The organism is Leptospira sp. GIMC2001, assembly GCF_028462125.1.
Classification (GTDB): domain Bacteria; phylum Spirochaetota; class Leptospiria; order Leptospirales; family Leptospiraceae.
On the sequence record NZ_CP115467.1, the window covers coordinates 109,924 to 129,226 of the forward strand.

Consider the following 19,303-nt stretch of genomic DNA (forward strand, 5'->3'; position numbering starts at 1 on the left):
TACGAGATTAAATTTAAATATATTATTGAAAAGAAGAATACAGCACTTAAATTTTATCCTAAGTCAATGCAGACTCCAAGCATGACATTGCCTAGAGCCGACCTATATATTAGAAACGAACTCACTAGTCAATTCCGGATCTGGCACTTATGGCAGAAACAATTGGCGCATACCCACCTTAAATGAACTTAAAACATTGATTCAGTGCAATTATAGAACTATGCCAGATTTTACTTTCAACTTTGGAAACAAAGGAACGGTCTCTATTAACTTTTTCTAAATCTTTCTGCACTTCTGCAATATTGAGTATATTGGATTCTTTAGATAAATATGCAGTACGATAAAAATTTGTTTTATTTCTTGATGTAAAAAGGATTGTCGAATCGAAAAATCTTGAATATTATAGATACAAGAATCCAGCCGAATTTTAATATCATGTTTGACTCAATTGAATATGCGATTTTCGAAATAGTCGAACGGAATTTTAAATGTCGAAATAAATTATTTCTTAATAGAGTTTTTGAATAATCATCGAAAGTAAAAATTTTCATCATAAATGCTTTTTCGATCACCGTAGCAGCTGATTGTCCATATCCAAGTGCAAAACTAATTCCTTCACCAAACAACGGATCTCCTCCAGCGGCGTCTCCAATTAACAGGGCGTTTTCTCTGGATATGGGTATTTTGTTCTCCCAGCTATGCAACGGATGTCCTTGGAGATCGCAATTTTCCAAATGAATGCCTCGCTTAAGTAAAGAATCTTGAAGAATATTTTTTAGATCAGCTTTCACTCGAGAAGTGTTGGTCCGACTGTCAAATATTCCTCGATTGATCATTCTTTGCCCGTTGACAATGGATGGAAAGTCCCAGTAATAGCCTTGCATACCTGATCGCATGGATCTAAAATCCAAATCTACAAACTTCTGATCAAAAAGATATTCATCTTCTTTGCGACAAGGTGTAAGGACTTCAAGTAATCTGCAGACTGTATTATCGTACTTTAATCCTATGGATTTTCGAACTAAACTGGAAGAACCATCTGCTCCAACAAGAGTTCGACAGTCAATCCGTCCTCGACTCGTTTCCACATTATATCCGTTAGAGTTCATTTTGGCGGAGAGAAATGTTGTATCTTCTAGGATCTTTACACCTTTGGCTCGAATATTTTCTAAGAGAAAATGATCAAAGGATGCGCGATTCACAATTTTTAGTACGGGTTTGCCTTTTAAGCTATATCCAATATTTCCATAACGAACTCGAATCTCATTGACAGAGAAAATATCATTAGGAGGTTCAATTTGTAAATTTTCCAATACTTCCATGGCAGGAATGCTGAGCGCACCACCACAAAGTTTTTTACGTGGATGTATTCTTTTTTCAATAATGATGATTCTAGGAACCCAATCTAGAGATTTTTGAATTAAATGTAAAGCAAGTGACAAACCTGCGGGACCTGCACCTACGATCAGTACATCAACAGATTCTTCAATAGTATCTTTTGAATTATGAAAATTTAAATTCTGGTTGAGCATTTCTATTTTTCTAGGATTGCGAAAGTAGTTATTCCCAGTGTATTGGTTTTAAGTTCTTTCGACTTTGCAAAAATTGATCGAGATATCAAATCTTCTAGCTCTTCCTTACTGCGATAAATGATTGACCATTCAAGAATATGAGTTAGAAGTTTTCGATCTTGGTGCGTTGGTGATGTAACATTGATTACGGCTTTTCCTCCTTTTTTTAAGTGAACGAAGATCCAATCCAATAGTTCAACAACTTGTTCATCCAATAGATAATCGCAGAATCCTATAGCATAGATTAGATCTTGGTCTGATATTCGAAATTGAACTCGACCTTCTAAAACGCCTATAATATTTTGATTGATAAAAGCGAATGAATGATTGTTGTTCATTTTTCTATTGAGAATTTCTTGAGCATGGGTTAAGGCTTCTTGATCAATATCTATCATCGTGATATTCAATTTTTGACTCGAAGTTTCGTTTAATGCACTTATAAGTTCATAGCCAGATCCTGAAGCTAGGCTCAGAATGGATGTGTTCGATTTGTCCTGTATGCAAGTATCTAAAATTATTTCAGTCATGAAGCTGCGATCTTCTCTTCGACTAGTGCAAAAATTCCTACCGAGAAACCACTTATCGATCAATGGTCCCAATTGACCATCGCCCCATGGTTGATTGGCATAAATCAATTCGTTAACTTTGAAATCATCTGTAAAGCCTCTTGGTTTCATATAACAGTAGGCCATAGTTTCGCTTAACATAAAGCGTGCAAATGTCTCTCGAAATATATACGCACCAATTCCGATATCAAGTTGCTCAGTATCTCGAAATGCTAATAGGTCGTCGAAACCTATTTTGACGAGAGATTCCGCTTGAGTGTAAATCTCAAGTAATTCTAGTATATTATCACATAATGTATGTACTGTGGTCTCAACTGATTCAATAGTTCCACCTTTATTCAAGTATTCGTCGAGTTCTAAAATTTTGGAATTGAATTTATGAATTGCGTCTCTTAGTTCTGGAGGAATCTGTCTATGCGTAATATGTCCTAGTCTTGTAGCATGGAATCTATTCACCTGAGCAATATCATTTATGTTCAACTCCTTTTGGTTGGCTTGTATATCTCTCAAGCGTTCGGACAGAGTAATAGCTAAAGAGTTGTAGAAACGAGATGAGAAGCCAGGATCGGACGCAATTAATGAATTGAGGTGAGTTGCATCTATTTGCTGTACGGTGACATTTTCTTCCGCGATAACCGATGCGCTTGCGGGTGCGTTCTCTAGAAAGCTCATTTCACCGAAAACTTCGTTTGGTCCCAATCTATCAAAAGTCAATTTGTGATTTTCATTTCCTCCTAATATACGAACATATCCAGTCAGTATAATATAGAGCATCGAAAGTTCTGACTTTTCTTCAATTATCAATGCATTATTTTTAAAACTTAGCACTGTCGCATGAGAAAGTAAATTTTTCCAATCTTGTTCTGTTAGTAACTCAAAAGTTTTACGCATTGCTGCCTTCCTTCACTGCATTTTTCCGTGGGTCTATATTTTGGAGAGTTTGAGGTATTGCAAATGTTGCGTCGCGTCCATGGAGTCCAATCTCTAATGCACGTTCCCAGAGTCGTTCACCGACAAGGATCGCCAATCGTTTCCCACCGGGCATAAGTATTCGAATAATTTCAAAACAGAAAACGAAAGGGCGCATAAGCCAAGGTAAGAATCGCCAGAAATTTCTTGATAATCCTAATTCATCGGCACGTTTGCGTCCCAGTAAATTTCTGCTTAGTCCAGCTAATATTGATTTGGTTACGTTTAAAAATGGTAAACCGACTATATTCTTCACCATAATCGCACCAGCTTGGAGCAATGCCTCAGTCAGAAGTAGTGAATCAGATGTCGCTGGTAATCGAATTTTTTCAATTACATCAATCATGCGACGATATTCAGCTCGAGTCGCACATAGAATGTCTGTATCTATTCCGATTAGGTATCCGTTATATCGCCAGAATGCATAAATCGATTCTTCTTCTTTTCTGTTAATCAACATTCCCCAGTTCCGTAATGCATCAACAACCGTCATTGAAAACAATACATTGGTACCTAGTAAATGCCATTGGTTAATCGGAATTCCCCAAGCCTGAGAATCCCATCGATTGGATTTTAGGAGAAGACGTCGAACCTGGGCATGCATTAGCCTCACTCTAACACAAATTTTGAAACCATTCCCAAATCTTTCCATTCCGCCTGGTTTGATGCATTCGTATACATATCTCGCGGTTTCCATTAGTCTGCGAGGTGCACGTTGAACAAGCCGCCCGGAAAAAAGTAGAGGCCTGCTTCCTTCTGGATCGAGGTATCCGGTAGGCAAGGAATGGCATAATAAAGCTGCAGCTCCAAGACCACCAGCTCGCATAAAAGTTGCGGCTCCATAATTTATTTCCTCTCGATCAAGCCATATCGGAATGGTATCCAATTGAGCGAAGAAATTCACCAATGATTCTGGGGGCATTGATATTGAATGGATTCCGTTTTCTAATGCTTGGTTCAACATAGCACTGCCTTTACCAGGAGCCATATTCGCGAAGTCATTTGTCACTTCATCTGCTAATGGATCGGATTTCCAAAATTCGATCCGTATTCTATCTACCAGCAAATTCTCATTACTATTTTCAGAAAATTGTTTCGAACTTCCTGTGTGCATGAAAGAATGTATCGATCTGTTCAAATTTATTTACTTTTCTCCGCTATGAACACATAATAGAGCCAAAGTTTTTGTTGTAATGCTTGCCATTGTCTTCTCGCAGCTACTAAGTTCAAATGTTGTGTGCGATTTCTTATCTTCAACCAATGCATGAAATGTCCAGGAATCCAACTAATTAAAGCTTGACGATTGAGTATTCTGGATGAAGGCAGGATTAGATCGGTAGTATCTATCGCTTGAATTTTATTTTCGTGAAAACCTCTTTCTTTAAGGGATTCGAAGAACTCGCTAGGCGTTACTAGACTTGGAACTGCCCACGGATGTAGCCATGAACGCATTAGATTAAGTTCACTTAAGCTGAAAAGAGACTCTGGACATCTATAGAATCCATCCGCAACAATTAATTTACCACCTGGCTTTAATAGGCGCCATGCTTCATTTATAAAATCATGTTTATTCGGTACATGGCATACACTTTCGATCGCCCAGATGACATCAAAACTTTCGGATTCTAGACCAGTATCTTTATAATCACATACTTTAAAATCTACTAAGTCAGATACATTTGCCTGCATGGCATTCGCGGTTGCTGTTTCGATTTGATTTTTGGATAGTGAAATTCCTGTTACACGGCATCTAAAAGCATTGGCAAGATATATGCTACTACCGCCCACACCGCAACCAGCATCCAAAATTGATGAACCTTTTTCTATGCTCGCACGGTAGGCTAGCCATTGATTTTGTCTCACGAGCGCAGCGCTAAGATTTGCTACATCTGATTCCCAGAATCCAAAATGCAAAGCTTGACTTTGTTTCAAATTCCAAACCAGTCTATAATCTATTTCACAGCTATCGTAGTAAGCTATAATTTCAGATTGAGCGAAATACATAAACATCAATTAAAAATGCTAAAGATTTAAAGCCAAGGATATAATATATATTGTATGTATTTAAAATTCATTATTCTAAGAAAAATTATCTATCAATAATATATTTCATTTTGTATAAATAATAAAAACCCCCTGTTTAAGGGGTGGGAATTTTTAATAAAACTCATTGCATATAATCTGATGTCTGCATTACGCAGCTGGCTTTTTTATATCAATCCCTTCTGGAAACTTAGCAAAGTCCTTTGGATTCAGAGTATATAGAATTGATGCTTTGCTTTTTAGAGCTACACTATAATGATAAAAATCATGAATATTCCCACCTTGGACTTGCAATATAGATGCCTGCTTTACGAAGGCAAGGGATTCTTTAGTATTTAAACTTTGTACTTCTATATATGGCAGAATATTTTCTTGGATCATGGTAAAAATAAGAGTTGGCTCAACCTTGGAAGGAACCGGAATGCGAGTCATGACCGAATAGTATTCAACAATTGCATGCTGGGAAGTGATCATATTCAGATTTTTAGATTGGGACAAAAGTTGAAAACTTTCTTCGAAATGCGGATGCTTTTTCCAAAAGGCTGCAACAAAAATGGAAGTATCCAAAAAGACAGTCTTCATAAAAAAGTTTCGATCCGATCACTGCGAACTTCTTTTAAAACCGATTGTATATCCAGTTCTCCGTCAAAATTAAGAATCATAAATCCGTTTTTATTTTCAACTTGGAGAGAAGGCAATATCCTCTTGCGAATTCGAATATCCATTCCGTCACGAATGATTTCAAGCTCAGTGTCTGGTATCAATTCGAGTTCATCTCTCAATTCTTTCGGGATCACCATTCTTCCAGATTTATCAATTGACGCAATCATTCTACCATTTTAGAATGGAAATTACCATTCGTCAATGGAGAATCAAAAATTTTTCTTAAAAATTCATCGGAAAAATCAAAAACAATCGATAAAACTCTAGTTTTAAAAACCCCCTGTTTTGGGGGTTGAATGCATGAATATTCATTTGACTCGACAATCTCAAAACATATAAATTTCAGACATGATTAGTCAAGAAATTGTAGAATTGATGAAAGCAAATACAATATTTGCTCTAGGCACCGCTAACGGAAAAAACGAACCGTTTTATACAAGATGCTTCCTTGCAAACCCAGAAATCGGCGATTCAAAAATTCAAATCCATATTCCTGAGGTTATGTCCAAGCGTCCCATGCAAGATTTGAAAGAGAATCCTATGGTTGCACTGACACTTGCCGATATGACGAATTTTTTTGCCAGACAAGTAAAGGGAAGATTTCTGGAAGCTCGTCCTTCCAGTTCAGCTGAGATAGCTCAGATCAATCATTTTCAAGATAAAATAAAGGAACTTATGGGGAATTTTTTCGGCCCAGATTTAGCAGATGGTTGGAAGCGCTATATTGTTGATCCATCGGTTTGTATAACAATGGAAGTTCAAGATGTATTCGAACAGACTCCAAAAAAAGGAACAGGAGAAAAGCTAATATGAAATTACCAAAAGAAATTCAATCCGCTCTCAATGGAGTGATTCCCTCAACAATGGCAACATGTAGTAAAGATGGAATTCCCAATGTGGGATTTATATCGCAAGTATTCTATGTTAACGAAGAACAAGTTGCAATTTCTCATCAATTTTTTTCCAAGACGAGTCAGAATCTACAAGAGAATCCTAAAGCTCATATACAAGTAGTGGAACCAGGAGACGGTACTCCATGGTTTTTAGATGTTAGCTTTTCACATAAGGAAACAAGCGGAGACCTCTTCGATCAGATGGATATGCAATTGGAAGCGATTGCTTCAATGTGCGGAATGGAAGATATTTTCCATTTGGAAGCCGCATATGTGTTCGATGTGATTTCCGTTCGTAAAGGGGAAGAGGCCCAGATTCACTGAAAATGAACAATCTCGAATCTCTGGGAAGTGCTAAGGAAAATAAAGAAGAGATTATTGCTGTTCAAGAAAAAATCGATGTACTGAACGGAGAGTTGAAAAGAAAGAATTTGGAATTCTCTGTGATTCAAATTCTTTCTAATGAGATCATTACAAGCTTGGACTTAGATCGTATCTTCCAAGTTGCGATGCAGAGCTTGGATGAATACTTTGGGTTCTCACATTCCTTGATTCTATTGAATGATTCAGAAAAGAGTATTTTAACTGTATCAGCGAGTCACGGTTATTGTGGACAAGGAATTGGAGCAACCGTCCCGATTGGGCAGGGTGTGATTGGTGTTGTTGCAAAACGAAGAAAGTTGATGCGTTCCAGTGGCATGGGGTATCGCAAGGTTTATGTTCAATCTGTCCAAAAGAATATGAATTTGGATCAAGTATCCATTCCACTTCCTGGTTTACAGAATGTTGGGAGTCAACTTGCGATTCCACTCGTAGTGAAGGATAACTTGATCGGTGTTTACGCAATTGAAAGTGAAGAGTTTAACGCTTTTGATTCTATCGACGAACAGATATTAATGATAGTTGGTAACCAAATTGGTTCAGCTATTAGCAATGCAAGAGCTTACCGAGAGATTGAAGATCTAAAAAATAATTTAGAAGAAAAAGTTCATGATCGAACCAAAAAATTAGAAGAACAAACTAAAGAAACCGAAAAGCAAAAACAAGAAATTCAAGCACTCAATCGATTGGTTAAGAGTTTGAATGAAGATATAAACTTGGATTCAATTATGGAAAAGGTTTTTCGATTTTTGAACCAGAGATACAAAATCCAATACTTTTCCATATTGGGAATCTCTGAAGATGGAAAATCTTTGGATACTTTAGCTTCAAAGCTTCCTGAATTTATCTCTCCTTACACGTCTAACAAAATCGCCAGCATGAAATACCCAATCACGCTTGAACATGGAGCACAACGTCATGTACTGCATCTTCGCAAACCCTTCTTAATTAAAAATGCAGAAAATAAAAAATGGAGGAAATTTCTTACAAAAGAAGAAATTTATATAATTGAAAATTCTCAAATATTTAACGTTCTTTTTGTACCATTGATTGTTAATAATACCAATGTTGGAGTTCTAAATCTTAGCAATTCGGAAGATAAAATGAATTTATCTCAATCTGACATTGACCAAATATCTATATTAGGTGAGAATCTTGCTGGGATTGTAATGAATTCTAAATTATTCTCTGAAGTAGAACAAGAAAAAGCAAAAGCAGACCATCTATTATTGAATATTCTTCCGCATTCGATTGCCACTGAACTAAAAGAAACCAATCAAGTAAAACCGCAATATATAACATCATCTTCTGTAATATTTACTGATTTTGTAGGATTTACAGAGATATCTGAGAAGCTTTCGCCTGAAGATCTCATCAAGGAATTGGATGGATGCTTTTCGCAATTCGACGAGATCTCCAAACGTAACAATCTAGAAAAATTGAAAACGATCGGAGATGCTTATATGTGTGCTGGCGGACTCCCAATCTCGAATCAAACTCATCCGATAGATGCTTGTTTGGCGGCACTTGAGTTCAGATCATTTATGAATCAAATGGGTGATATCAAAAAAGCCCTCGGTCTTCCATTTTGGGAGCTTCGAATTGGAATTCACACTGGACCCGTAACTGCCGGTGTAATTGGAACCAATAAATTCACTTATGATATCTGGGGAGACACTGTGAACACTGCAAGCCGAATGGAATCTTCTGGGGAACCAGGCAAGGTGAATATTTCTGGAACAACTTTTAATTTAGTCAAAAACTTATTTCTCTGTGATCATAGAGGAAAGATTCAAGCTAAAGGTAAGGGTGAAGTAGATATGTATTTTTTGGAAAGAATTAAGTCAGAATTCTCAGCAGACAAGGATGGACTAGTTCCGAATGAAGAATTCTTTCAAGCGATAAAACAATTGTGATCAATATACATATTTATTCTCCTACAACTTCTGCAAAATAGAAAGATCATTCAAAATGCAACCTAACCGTAAATTATTCAAGCATATCTTATCTTCTATCATTCTTTCTGTGATCATATTTGCTTGCCTTGCAATCCTATCCTGCTCCCAAGCCAAAGAAAAAGAATCAATCGTTGTAGATGGATACTTAGATTTACGGAATCACGATTTCGCACATAGCAAACCAATATCTTTACGAGGAGATTGGAGTTTTTATCCGGGTGAGTTCTTAGGCCCCGATTCTGCAAAGGACACACGCCAATCCATGGATAAAGTTAATTGGGAATACATGGGTGTACCTGGAACGTGGACGATACCTAAAGAGAAATACTCTAAATTCCCAAGCAATTACAAGGCAACTTATCGATTGCTGATAGATTTTCCCGAGGAAGAGAAACTCAATTCTAAAATCGCAATTCAAATGCCAACAGTTCTTTCTGCATACCGACTTTATTGGAATGGGAAATTTCTTGCAGAAGAAGGAAGTGTCGATGAGCCGGGTAGCCCATACATAAATTCTCCTGTAACTCGTATTCTCGAGTTACCGATTGTTGAAAGTAATAAAAACGAACTTCTTATTCATGTTTCTAATGAACTCATTTCCAATGCTGGAATTCGTTTTCCTATTCTTTTGGCTAATAAAGAGCGCATCGAGCAAGACGGATTTTTTTCTTATGTTTTAGTAACATTTTTATTTGGCGCCCTCACAATTATCGGATTATATCATATCGGATATTATTTTGCGAGAAGATCGGATTTAGCCCCTTTTTATTTTGGAACATTTGCAATCTCCATCGGTATATGGTTAGCACAAGCTACTGAAAGATTGATTCCGAAATTAATTCCTAGTTTATCATGGGGAGTTTCGACTCGATTGGAATATGGATCTTTTTATGCAGGAATATTTCTATTCCCTTTATTTATTTCATCTGTTTTTCCCAAGAAAAATTTCCCTCTTTTTAGAAAAGTAATTGTTCTTCCATCCATTGCCTTATTTGTTTCTGTATTTTTTCTACCTTTCCCCATATTCTTGGATACTCTTCCTTATGCTCAAGGCTTTGCTGGACTATCGGTTATTTATTGTTTTATGGTAATAGTCCAAGCGTTTTGGAAAAAGGAACTTGGCGGCAGTTCCATGTTTTTGTCTTTCTTGATTCTTGCTTTTACTGTGATTCATGATCTTTTTGTTTCTGCGTTTGCATTGGATTCAAGTTATGTTGCTCCTTTTGGTTTCTTGGCATTCATTTTGGCTCAGTCGTTTATTCTTGCCTTGTTCCACTCTCAGACTTACAATCGCTTGGAAGAACTGAGAGATCATTTAGAGCAAACAGTCGCAGACAGAACGGCGACTCTTCATGCACTCAATGATCTAACAAGAAAAATCAATACTACAAAAGAAATTGATTCCATCGTTCATCTTACTTCGGCTTATATGATGAGTGAACTTGGTATGAATCGAATGTTTCTTGCTCTAGTAGATGCTGAAAAAAATGAAGTTATAACACATGGCGGTATAATCGGTGAGGCTAAAGAGGAAGACCAAAAGTTTTTTAAAGAACTCAGTGCAAAAATCAATCCAGAACTCGGAACAATCTATAGAACGATTCAGAAGAAGAAAACTGTACAAATTGTTCTAGCCAGAACAAAAGATGCTTTCTATGGAATGGATCAAAAGGTAATCGAATACTTTAAACCAAAAGTGATAATAGAAATTCCGGTTGTTCTTGACAACGAAGTTCTCGGTGTGATGGTCATTGATCCGGGAGAAAGGGTTAACAAGAATAAATTGAGCGAACTAGAAAGCGTGGTCTCGCAGATTGCAGGATCCATCCAAAGTGCAAGATTGATTCAGACAATCCACAAACAAAAAGATGATAGTGAAACCTTGGCGATTCTTGCCCGCGAAACCAACCGAGGAGCATCCATTGAAGAGCTTCTTGAACCAGTAGCTTTTACTTTAAATGCACGACTTGGAAAAATAAATTTAGCACTCTATACAGCCAATGATGATGCAAGCTTACTTGAGTTAAAGGGAGGATTCAATAATGGAGAATTGGATTCAATTCAGAATTATTCCGATTTTATTCAAAAAATATCTTCCGATCCACTCAAAGGAGGAATTCATGCTCAGATCTTTCAGCGTGGGAAAACTTTTCATTCCCCTCGTGTTAACCAAAAGGCATTAGAACATTCAGAAATAGATAGAAAATTGTACGAAATCTGGAAATATGATTGGTTTATGATCGTCCCTCTCATGCTGAAAGGAAGATGTACGGGACTGCTCTCGGTTTCAGGTAATAAAACTGATTCGATTCCCAGAAACAATCTGCCCTTTATAGAAAAATGTGCTGACCTTATCGCGGGAGCTGTACAGAACTTGCAATTGGTTGAGCAAGTAAGACTCGAACAAAGACAATCGGAAAAAGAACGAGATAATAATGAAATACTGGCAAAGCTTTCCAAAGAAGTGGTAGAAGGCGTTGGTTTCAATCAAATTCTATCGACCATATCTTCCTATTTAGAAGATCTTATTGGCAAACACAATATTGGATTTTATCTCTGCGATGAGGACGCTAAGAATTTGATATTTACGGCATCAACAAGAGATGGTCGGATAGTAAGCTTTGAAGAAATTCCTGAAAGCGTGCGCATCGTTCCCCTCATTAAAGAAAGCGGTAGTATGTATAGATGTCATTCGAAGAATAGACAGGTCTATTTTCCCAAAATACCTAAAGAATTAATTGAAACGTCCACAGTTGATAGAGTGATCCAGCAATATTTCAATTTAGATTGGGTTCTTGTAGTTCCGATTTCAAAAGGTAACACAGTGATAGGTGTTATTGCACTTTCAGCTTTTGGAGATTTGAATTTGTCGAAATCCGATAGAAATAGAATTCAACAAATTGTTGGCCAAATTGGTGGAGCCATTCAAAGTAAAATGTTATTGTCTGCTGTGGAAAAAGAAAGAAATACAGCAAAAAGGCTTCAAGAAGAAGCAGAATCCGCTCAACAAGAAACGGAAATTCTAGCTGAACTTGCAAGACAAGCAAATGAAACAATCAATCTTAAGAATCTCTGCTCAACTTTTTTTGATCATCTAGAGAGACATTATGCAATAAAAAAACAGGCTCTTTTCATTGTAGATACTAACAATTACACACTTGAACCTGTAGATGGACGTGGAACGGAAGATCCAGAGGTATTGCAAAAATGGCTGAATACCTTTCGCATCAACTTGAAGCAAGACTCTGGAACTCTCGCGTCCACTTACAAAAGACAAAAATCTTTTTATCTCAAAAAAATTCCCAAATATTTAGAAAGTAAAGATCTCGAAATTGTAAATACATTGAAACCGAGTTCCATCCTCCAGGTGCCGCTCGTTGTTCAAGACCAAACTGTTGCGATTATGATTGCAGACTCCGAAAAAAAGCTCACAAATAAAGATCTCACATCGATTGAACGTTTATGCAGCCAGATCGCTGGAGCTGTAAAAGTGGTAACTCTTCTCCAGTCCACACAAATTGCCAGAGAAGAAGCCGTTGTTGCCAAGGAAGAAGCGGAGGTCGCTCGAGAAGAGTCGGATCATTTGTTGGAGAATGTTCTACCGAAATCCATTGCCAAAGAGTTAAAAGAAAATGGAAGCGTTGAACCAGTATTATACGAATCTGTATCTGTTCTATTTACGGATTTTGTAGGATTCACAACTGCCGCATCAACAATGAGTCCAGCTGAACTCATCCAAGAATTGGATGGATGCTTTTCACAATTTGATGAAGTTGTAAGTCGAAACAATCTAGAAAAATTGAAAACCATAGGCGATGCTTATATGTGTGCTGGAGGTTTGCCCATTCCCAGCGAACACCATGCAATTGATACTGTTCTTGCGGCTTTGGAATTTAGAGCATTTATGCAGCAGATGGCTGAAGTAAAAGAGCATTTGGGATTTCCCTTTTGGCAGATCCGCATCGGAATTCACACGGGGCCGGTAACTGCTGGAGTAATTGGAAATAATAAATTTGCCTATGACATCTGGGGAGACACGGTAAATATAGCTAGTCGTATGGAATCTTCCGGCGAACCCGGCAAGGTGAACATTTCAAGTGATACTTATGAGATCATTAAAGATATGTTTGATTGTGAATATCGTGGTAAGGTAAAGGCCAAGGGTAAGGGTGAGCTTGATATGTATTTTGTCCATAGAATCAAAGAAGAATTCTCAGCTGATGTGGATGGGCTTTTACCCAATGCAATGTTTGAAATGGCACGGACAGCCGCCGCATAAACCACCTGTTTAGGGGGTGGTCTCCGTCAAAAACAAATATGCAACTCAATCCAAGAGCCGTAGATTTGGACTCTAATAGACATTTTGTAAATTGTTAGAGCAAATGCGAGTTATCCTGTGCATCGCGGAACAGGAAACCTTCCGTGATTAAGGTTGTGAATTACGCTATTCGATAATTATCTAATGAGTAATAGGGTTTTAATTAAATGAAAAATAAATTAACATATTTTCCTTTATTTTATATAGTAATTTATATATCTTTATTTTTTTTTGATGGCTCAGTAATCCATTCTGAAGATAATCAACTAAAAACTTATAACACTGTTAAAGTTATTCCTTTTGCTGAAAAGGGAGTTCTAGATCTTAGAGATTGGGATTTTGAGCGAGATGGAAATATTGAACTCAAGGGTGAATGGAATTTTTATTGGAATGAATTTCGAAATCCAATCAGTGATCTAAATGATAATGGATCAAAACGATATATAAATGTTCCAGGAAAATGGAACGATTACAAAATTTCTGATGATGAAATACTCTCAGGAGAAGGGCATGCGACTTATACTTTAAAAGTCTTGATGCCTGAGAATTCTCCAGAACTTGGATTCAAAATTACAGATGGCCAAGGATCTGCTTATGAATTGTTCATGAACGATTCATTGGTTGCAAAAAATGGAATCATCGGAGATTCATATACAGAGGAAAAAGCTGAGTATCTCCCTCAGTATGGAAAAATATCACCTAACGCAGAATTATTTATTTCAATGCTGATCTCCAATCATATTCATCGCAACGGAGGATTTCAGACAGCTTTAGAAATCGATACTCTTGGGAGAATTCTTTCCAAGCGAGAATATAATAGACTGATCGAAATATTTTTACTTGGTGTGCTTCTAATAATTTCGTTGTACCATTTTTCCTTATTCTTTTATAGACGAAAAGATAAATCTGCTTTGTGGTTTGGGCTTTTGTGTATGGTTATGGCACTTCGGCTGATGATGACTGGAGAACGTCTGTTTATCGAGGCTTTTCCTTGGATGCCTTTTGTTATAAATTTAAAACTAGAATATATTGGGTACTACGCACTTGTTACTCCATTTGTAATGTTTTTATATGGATTATTCCCTCAAGAACTCACAACGATCGCACGCAGATTTTTCGTTTATATTCCTATCGCATTCATTGGTTTGGTGATATTGTCGCCAGTTTCCATTTTTACAGAATCATTGTTCTATTTTCAAATTCTTACAATTCTGGGAATGTTGTACATAATGAATATTCTCATCAGGGCTGTAATCAAAAAAAGAAAAGGATCAAGATTGATCATGCTCGGATTTATTATTTACTTTTGCACAGCGATCAATGATTTATTATTCTATAATTTTTATATTGGAATTGGGAATTTAATTCCTATCGGATTATTCTTTTTTATCTTTGCCCAAGCCGCAGCGCTTGCGCATAGAATAGCGGATGCTTTCAATAGCAGCGAAGAACTCTCGGATAATTTGGAACTCAAAGTTGAGAAAAGAACTATAGATTTAGAGAACGCAAAATCTGAAATTTTCAAAATGAGTGAATTTACGAATCGAATCAATTCACTTAACAATCTTGATGATATTCTATCTGAATTGACAAACTATATGTATTCAAATTATGAAATTGCTGGCTCATGGCTTGCTTTGACCAATGAGAGTAAAGAATATCTCAGAACGATAAACTTTTTCTCATTTCATACACTTGATCCAAAAGTCAGTGAATTTTTGAAAGATCGTATCATTCCCTTAAACGAAGAAAGTGGATTCATCTATCAGGTATATAAGTCACAGAAGCCTTTTTTCTTAAAAAAAATTCCGAATTTTGATCATAAATTTAATAGGGAAATTTTGGATTCTGTAGGAATGAATTCTTTTATAATTATTCCTTTGATTAGGAATAATGAGTGTATTGGGATATTGAATTTTACTAATTTTACTCAGGAAATGCGAATACGAAAATCTGATGTTAGAAAAATTTCATATATTTGCTCACAGGTTGCTGGATCAATAGATAATAATAATTTAATTGAGCAAGTTAAAAGGGAAAGGGAATCCGCATTAAAGTCCAAGCAGATATCGGAAAAGCAAAAAAGATTTACAGAAAGTTTGAATCAGTTGATCAAGAGTTTAAATGAAGATCTAGACCTGAATACTATAATGATTAAGGTCTCAGAATATATTAAGAAAAATTATAATTTTCACTATTACGGATTGTCTATTATAGGTGCTTCCGGAGATAACTTGCTTCACGCACATTCTGAAATACCTGAATTTGTAACACATCAAGAAAAAGAAATTATAAAAAATACAATAATCAAACTCAATCAAGATCAAGGTACTCATGCTCTGGCATTCAATTATAAGAAACCAATTTTTGCCCAAAGGATTAGAGCATCGGCACTGTCCCAAGAAGAGCAAATACTCTATCAACTACTGAAATTTGAATCATTGGTTGTAATTCCTTTGACTTTGCAGAATCATCCAATAGGATTTCTTGATTTGTACAACGTTGGTAAAATCAGTTTAACGAAAGAAGAGATTACATACTTATCTATCTTAGGTGAGCAATTAGCTGGAATAATTTATAGTTCAAAACTTTATAAACAAGTTGAACAAGAAAAGGAACGATCTGATAATTTACTTGAAAACATTCTTCCAAAGTCTATAGCTGAAGAATTAAAATCGGAACTTTCTGTCAAACCCCAACTCATTGAATCGGCTACTGTGCTTTTTACAGATTTTGTTGGTTTTACTAAAATTGCAGAAAGCCTTTCACCTGAAGATTTAGTGAGAGAGCTAGATGGCTGCTTCAGTCAATTTGATGAAATCTGTAAGCACAACAATCTTGAAAAATTGAAAACCATCGGTGATGCATATATGTGTGCCGGTGGATTGCCCGTTCCTAATCATTCTCATCCGATAGAAGTTTGTCTCGCTGCATTAGAATTTCGTTCTTTTATGCTACAGATGGGGGAGATAAAGAAAGCATTGAATCTACCTTTTTGGGAACTACGTATTGGAATTCATACTGGCTCTGTTACAGCAGGTGTTATAGGAACAAATAAGTTTGCCTATGATATCTGGGGAGATACTGTGAATACAGCGAGTCGCATGGAGTCTTCGGGAGATCCAGGAAGAATCAATATTTCCGGTGCGACTTATGAACTAGTAAAAGATTTTTTTGAATGTGAGTATAGAGGTAAGATTCAAGCCAAAGGCAAGGGCGAAGTAGATATGTATTTTCTTCTTCGCATAAAACCTGAGTATTCAGTTGATTCAGATGGACTTGTTCCCAATGGTAAGCTACGTTCCAATTCTGAAAATTCCAATGGGCATATTGCAATTCATTCACATTGAGAAAACCCCCTATTTAGGGGGATAGAAATGAATTATTAATTTTGACAATTTGCTCGCTGGATCATGAAATTAAGTTATGGCAATAAATTATTCTCCGGCTCAAGCTCGGAAATTATTAAAAGAACAGACATATTATTCAATTATTTTCATAATATTATTTTTCTTTAATTCAAATCTGTTTTCTCATACTTTATTCATGAAAGATTTAAACATAATCTATGGAATTGTCTATAAGCAAGATAGTGATCATGTTTATCTGAATTCTAGCAATGGTTCCAAAAAAATCCCAAAAGACAATATAGCTAAAATATTAGTCCAAGATATCAAAGACGAAGATAAATTAAAAAAAATTCTCATAAAAGTTCGCAAAGAATTTCCTCAGTCATCAAAATCTGAAAAAACAGTTCAAAAAATTCCTGAGCCTTCGACGACATACAAAGATATAGAAATTGAAAGTGCAAAGAATATACTCGCAGAAATTGAGGTCGAAGAAAAGCAAATAATTCATGAAAATTCAATATTTAGATCTTTGGTTCTACCAGGGTGGGGGCATTTTTACAATAAAAATGATAACTGGGGTTATTTTTTTAGTAGCGCATTTATGCTTTCACTCGGTGCAACAGTTCACGGTTCGATGGAAGTTAACAGAGCTGAATCCAATTATCAATCGACCGTCAATGAAGTTTCAACAACAGCGATCTTAATAAATCCTAATTTTAGAAGGGATACTAGTCTTGTTCACTATATTTATGCTATTCAAAGAGTGGAAAGTAGCTCACAAGGAATCAGTAGAGCACAAATAAATCAGAGAAATACGATGATATCCGTTTTAGGAATTTATATGATTCAAGTTGCACATAATTATTTTACATCTAAACCCAACTATGCTGATGAGTTAGATGGTCAAGATTTGTCTGGTTTCTTTTTTGATTATTCCCAAATTAGAGAACCATTCAGTCAGTCAATAGTGAGAGAATCCAAGGTTGAGTATAGATGGACATTTTAAAAATACGAGAATATACTATATTGCAATTTAGAAATCTATTTATTATAAAAATATTAATAGTATCTATCTTTTTTACCAATTGCCAAAATACCATTGGAAAAGAAGATCTTGATCCGGATAATCCATTAGGACTTTTATTGCAACTCTATCCATTTATAGTTACAATTCCAAACACCAAGGAAATAAAGTTTCTGTTTATCCCGGAAACTAAATCCTATGGAATAATTAACGGTACAAAAATCAACATCACTGTCCCGTTTCAAACAGGATTAACAAATTTAAAGACGAATTTATTTCATGACGGTCGTTCGATTCAGTATGAAGGAATTGATTTCAATCCCGAACTTACTTCATTGGATTTTACAACAAAGATATATCTAAATGTCATCGCACGAGATGAATCAAATAAGAATTATGAAATTCAAGTTAGTGAAGGACTTGCTGATTCAAAGGAATTGTTAAACTTTCAATTTGACGAACTCGATGTTCGGGGAATTATTTCCACGAATACTGTTTTTTTAAATGTACCGTTTGGAACTGATTTATCCAATTTAGCTCCGACTTTCTCTCATTCTGGCGCAAAGGTTTATGCCGTTAGTGGAGGAATTCAAGGAGAAGAACAAATCCCTCGTGAAACAAGAAAAAATTTTAACAATTCACAAGCGTATAGGATTGTTGCTTCCGACGGATCAACGCAAGATTACACTATATCAGTAAATCTGAGTAGTGAAGATTCTAATAATATTGAACAAGTCTTAATTAATGGGAATAAAGGAACTACAATCGGAGATATTATTTATTTCATTTTTCCAAGCAATCAAGATATTTCTTCAATTCCCATTATTATTTCTCATAAAGGAAAATTAGCAAGAATCAATGGAAACCCGCATAAGAATGGCGAATCTCTATACAATTTAAATATCAACCTAATTTTGGAAATAGAAGCGTTCAATGGATCCGTTCGAAGATATTCAATTAGAAGTGGAATTTCCGTTGCGCCTGGTACTTTTTCTCCAAGCTTTACTAACAATCAGAATGGAACTATATCAGATAACAATACAGGTTTAATTTGGATGCGTTGTATACTAAGCAATGTTCCTGGTGTCCCAAGGACAGGAACATGGTGTGTGGATACTGCAATTGGAAACTATTCTTATTGTAATTCCAACACAAATGATTGTAATGGAGGAACGAGTACGGGAAGTTACGGTGATTTTGTAGGTGGATCGAATTCATCTTCTAATACTGCTTGGCGAGCATGTAACTTAGCTAATACGACTCCTGATGGCGGATATGGAGGCAGAACAAATTGGAGATTGCCGAGATTGAACGAGCTTCAATCTATAATTGATTATGCAGGAGAATTGAATGCCAGTGGATTTGCTGGTAAGCCTTACAGAACTTTTTTCCCGATGGGTAGTGGTGGAGGTCAGTACAATTTCTTTCAATGGACTGCCTCAACTTTTTCGGTAGGAAATACTTTATCATATAAAGTCTGGGGAACAACAGGAGCAGTGGAGACAGAATCTAAGACAACTGTGAATGCTGTTCGTTGCGTATCTAGTCCTTGAGGTGAATTGAAGAA

Annotated in this window: 13 protein-coding genes; 7 read left to right on the plus strand and 6 right to left on the minus strand. The window is 36.2% G+C overall.

From position 1 onward, the window contains the following. Positions 1–353: 353 nt before the first annotated feature. The 6 genes from O4O04_RS00530 to O4O04_RS00555 all read right to left on the minus strand — a co-directional run bounded on the left by O4O04_RS00530 (position 354) and on the right by O4O04_RS00555 (position 5,979). The gene (locus O4O04_RS00530; RefSeq protein ID WP_272531621.1) at positions 354–1,532 is read right to left on the minus strand and encodes an FAD-dependent monooxygenase; all 1,179 of its coding nucleotides are present in this window, start codon (positions 1,530–1,532) and stop codon (positions 354–356) included. A gap of 2 nt (positions 1,533–1,534) precedes the next feature. Beyond that, a complete protein-coding gene (locus tag O4O04_RS00535; protein WP_272531623.1) occupies positions 1,535–3,028 on the minus strand; it encodes a cyclic nucleotide-binding domain-containing protein in 1,494 nt (497 codons plus the stop codon). Further along, positions 3,021–4,244, minus strand: a complete 1,224-nt coding sequence (locus tag O4O04_RS00540; RefSeq protein WP_272531624.1) for an oxygenase MpaB family protein — start codon at positions 4,242–4,244, stop codon at positions 3,021–3,023. Before O4O04_RS00540 ends, O4O04_RS00535 begins: the two co-directional genes overlap by 8 nt. 2 nt (positions 4,245–4,246) lie before the next feature. Continuing rightward, a complete protein-coding gene (locus O4O04_RS00545; protein WP_272531625.1) occupies positions 4,247–5,116 on the minus strand; it encodes a class I SAM-dependent methyltransferase in 870 nt (289 codons plus the stop codon). A 183-nt stretch (positions 5,117–5,299) separates the two neighbouring features. Next, on the minus strand, positions 5,300–5,731 hold the full coding sequence (locus O4O04_RS00550) for a type II toxin-antitoxin system VapC family toxin (RefSeq protein ID WP_272531626.1): 432 nt from the start codon (positions 5,729–5,731) through the stop codon (positions 5,300–5,302). Then, positions 5,728–5,979, minus strand: a complete 252-nt coding sequence (locus O4O04_RS00555) for an AbrB/MazE/SpoVT family DNA-binding domain-containing protein (RefSeq protein WP_272531627.1) — start codon at positions 5,977–5,979, stop codon at positions 5,728–5,730. Before O4O04_RS00555 ends, O4O04_RS00550 begins: the two co-directional genes overlap by 4 nt. Before the next feature lie 208 nt (positions 5,980–6,187). Here O4O04_RS00555 and O4O04_RS00560 point away from each other — a divergent pair, with 208 nt between their 5' ends. The 7 genes from O4O04_RS00560 to O4O04_RS00590 all read left to right on the plus strand — a co-directional run bounded on the left by O4O04_RS00560 (position 6,188) and on the right by O4O04_RS00590 (position 19,289). Next, the gene (locus O4O04_RS00560) at positions 6,188–6,625 is read left to right on the plus strand and encodes a hypothetical protein (protein ID WP_272531628.1); all 438 of its coding nucleotides are present in this window, start codon (positions 6,188–6,190) and stop codon (positions 6,623–6,625) included. After that, a complete protein-coding gene (locus O4O04_RS00565; protein WP_272531629.1) occupies positions 6,622–7,029 on the plus strand; it encodes a pyridoxamine 5'-phosphate oxidase family protein in 408 nt (135 codons plus the stop codon). Before O4O04_RS00560 ends, O4O04_RS00565 begins: the two co-directional genes overlap by 4 nt. Before the next feature lie 2 nt (positions 7,030–7,031). Continuing rightward, entirely contained in the window at positions 7,032–9,002 is a 1,971-nt protein-coding gene (locus tag O4O04_RS00570; RefSeq protein WP_272531630.1) for an adenylate/guanylate cyclase domain-containing protein, read from the plus strand. Positions 9,003–9,057: 55 nt separating this feature from the next. Continuing rightward, entirely contained in the window at positions 9,058–13,323 is a 4,266-nt protein-coding gene (locus O4O04_RS00575; protein ID WP_272531631.1) for an adenylate/guanylate cyclase domain-containing protein, read from the plus strand. A 206-nt stretch (positions 13,324–13,529) separates the two neighbouring features. Continuing rightward, positions 13,530–16,712 (plus strand): adenylate/guanylate cyclase domain-containing protein, encoded by a 3,183-nt coding sequence (locus O4O04_RS00580; RefSeq protein ID WP_272531632.1) that lies wholly within the window; start codon positions 13,530–13,532, stop codon positions 16,710–16,712. 76 nt (positions 16,713–16,788) lie between these two features. Then, a complete protein-coding gene (locus O4O04_RS00585; RefSeq protein ID WP_272531634.1) occupies positions 16,789–17,718 on the plus strand; it encodes a hypothetical protein in 930 nt (309 codons plus the stop codon). Next, entirely contained in the window at positions 17,706–19,289 is a 1,584-nt protein-coding gene (locus O4O04_RS00590; RefSeq protein WP_272531635.1) for an Lcl domain-containing protein, read from the plus strand. The genes O4O04_RS00585 and O4O04_RS00590 overlap by 13 nt, the downstream gene beginning before the upstream one ends. Positions 19,290–19,303 lie beyond the last annotated feature (14 nt).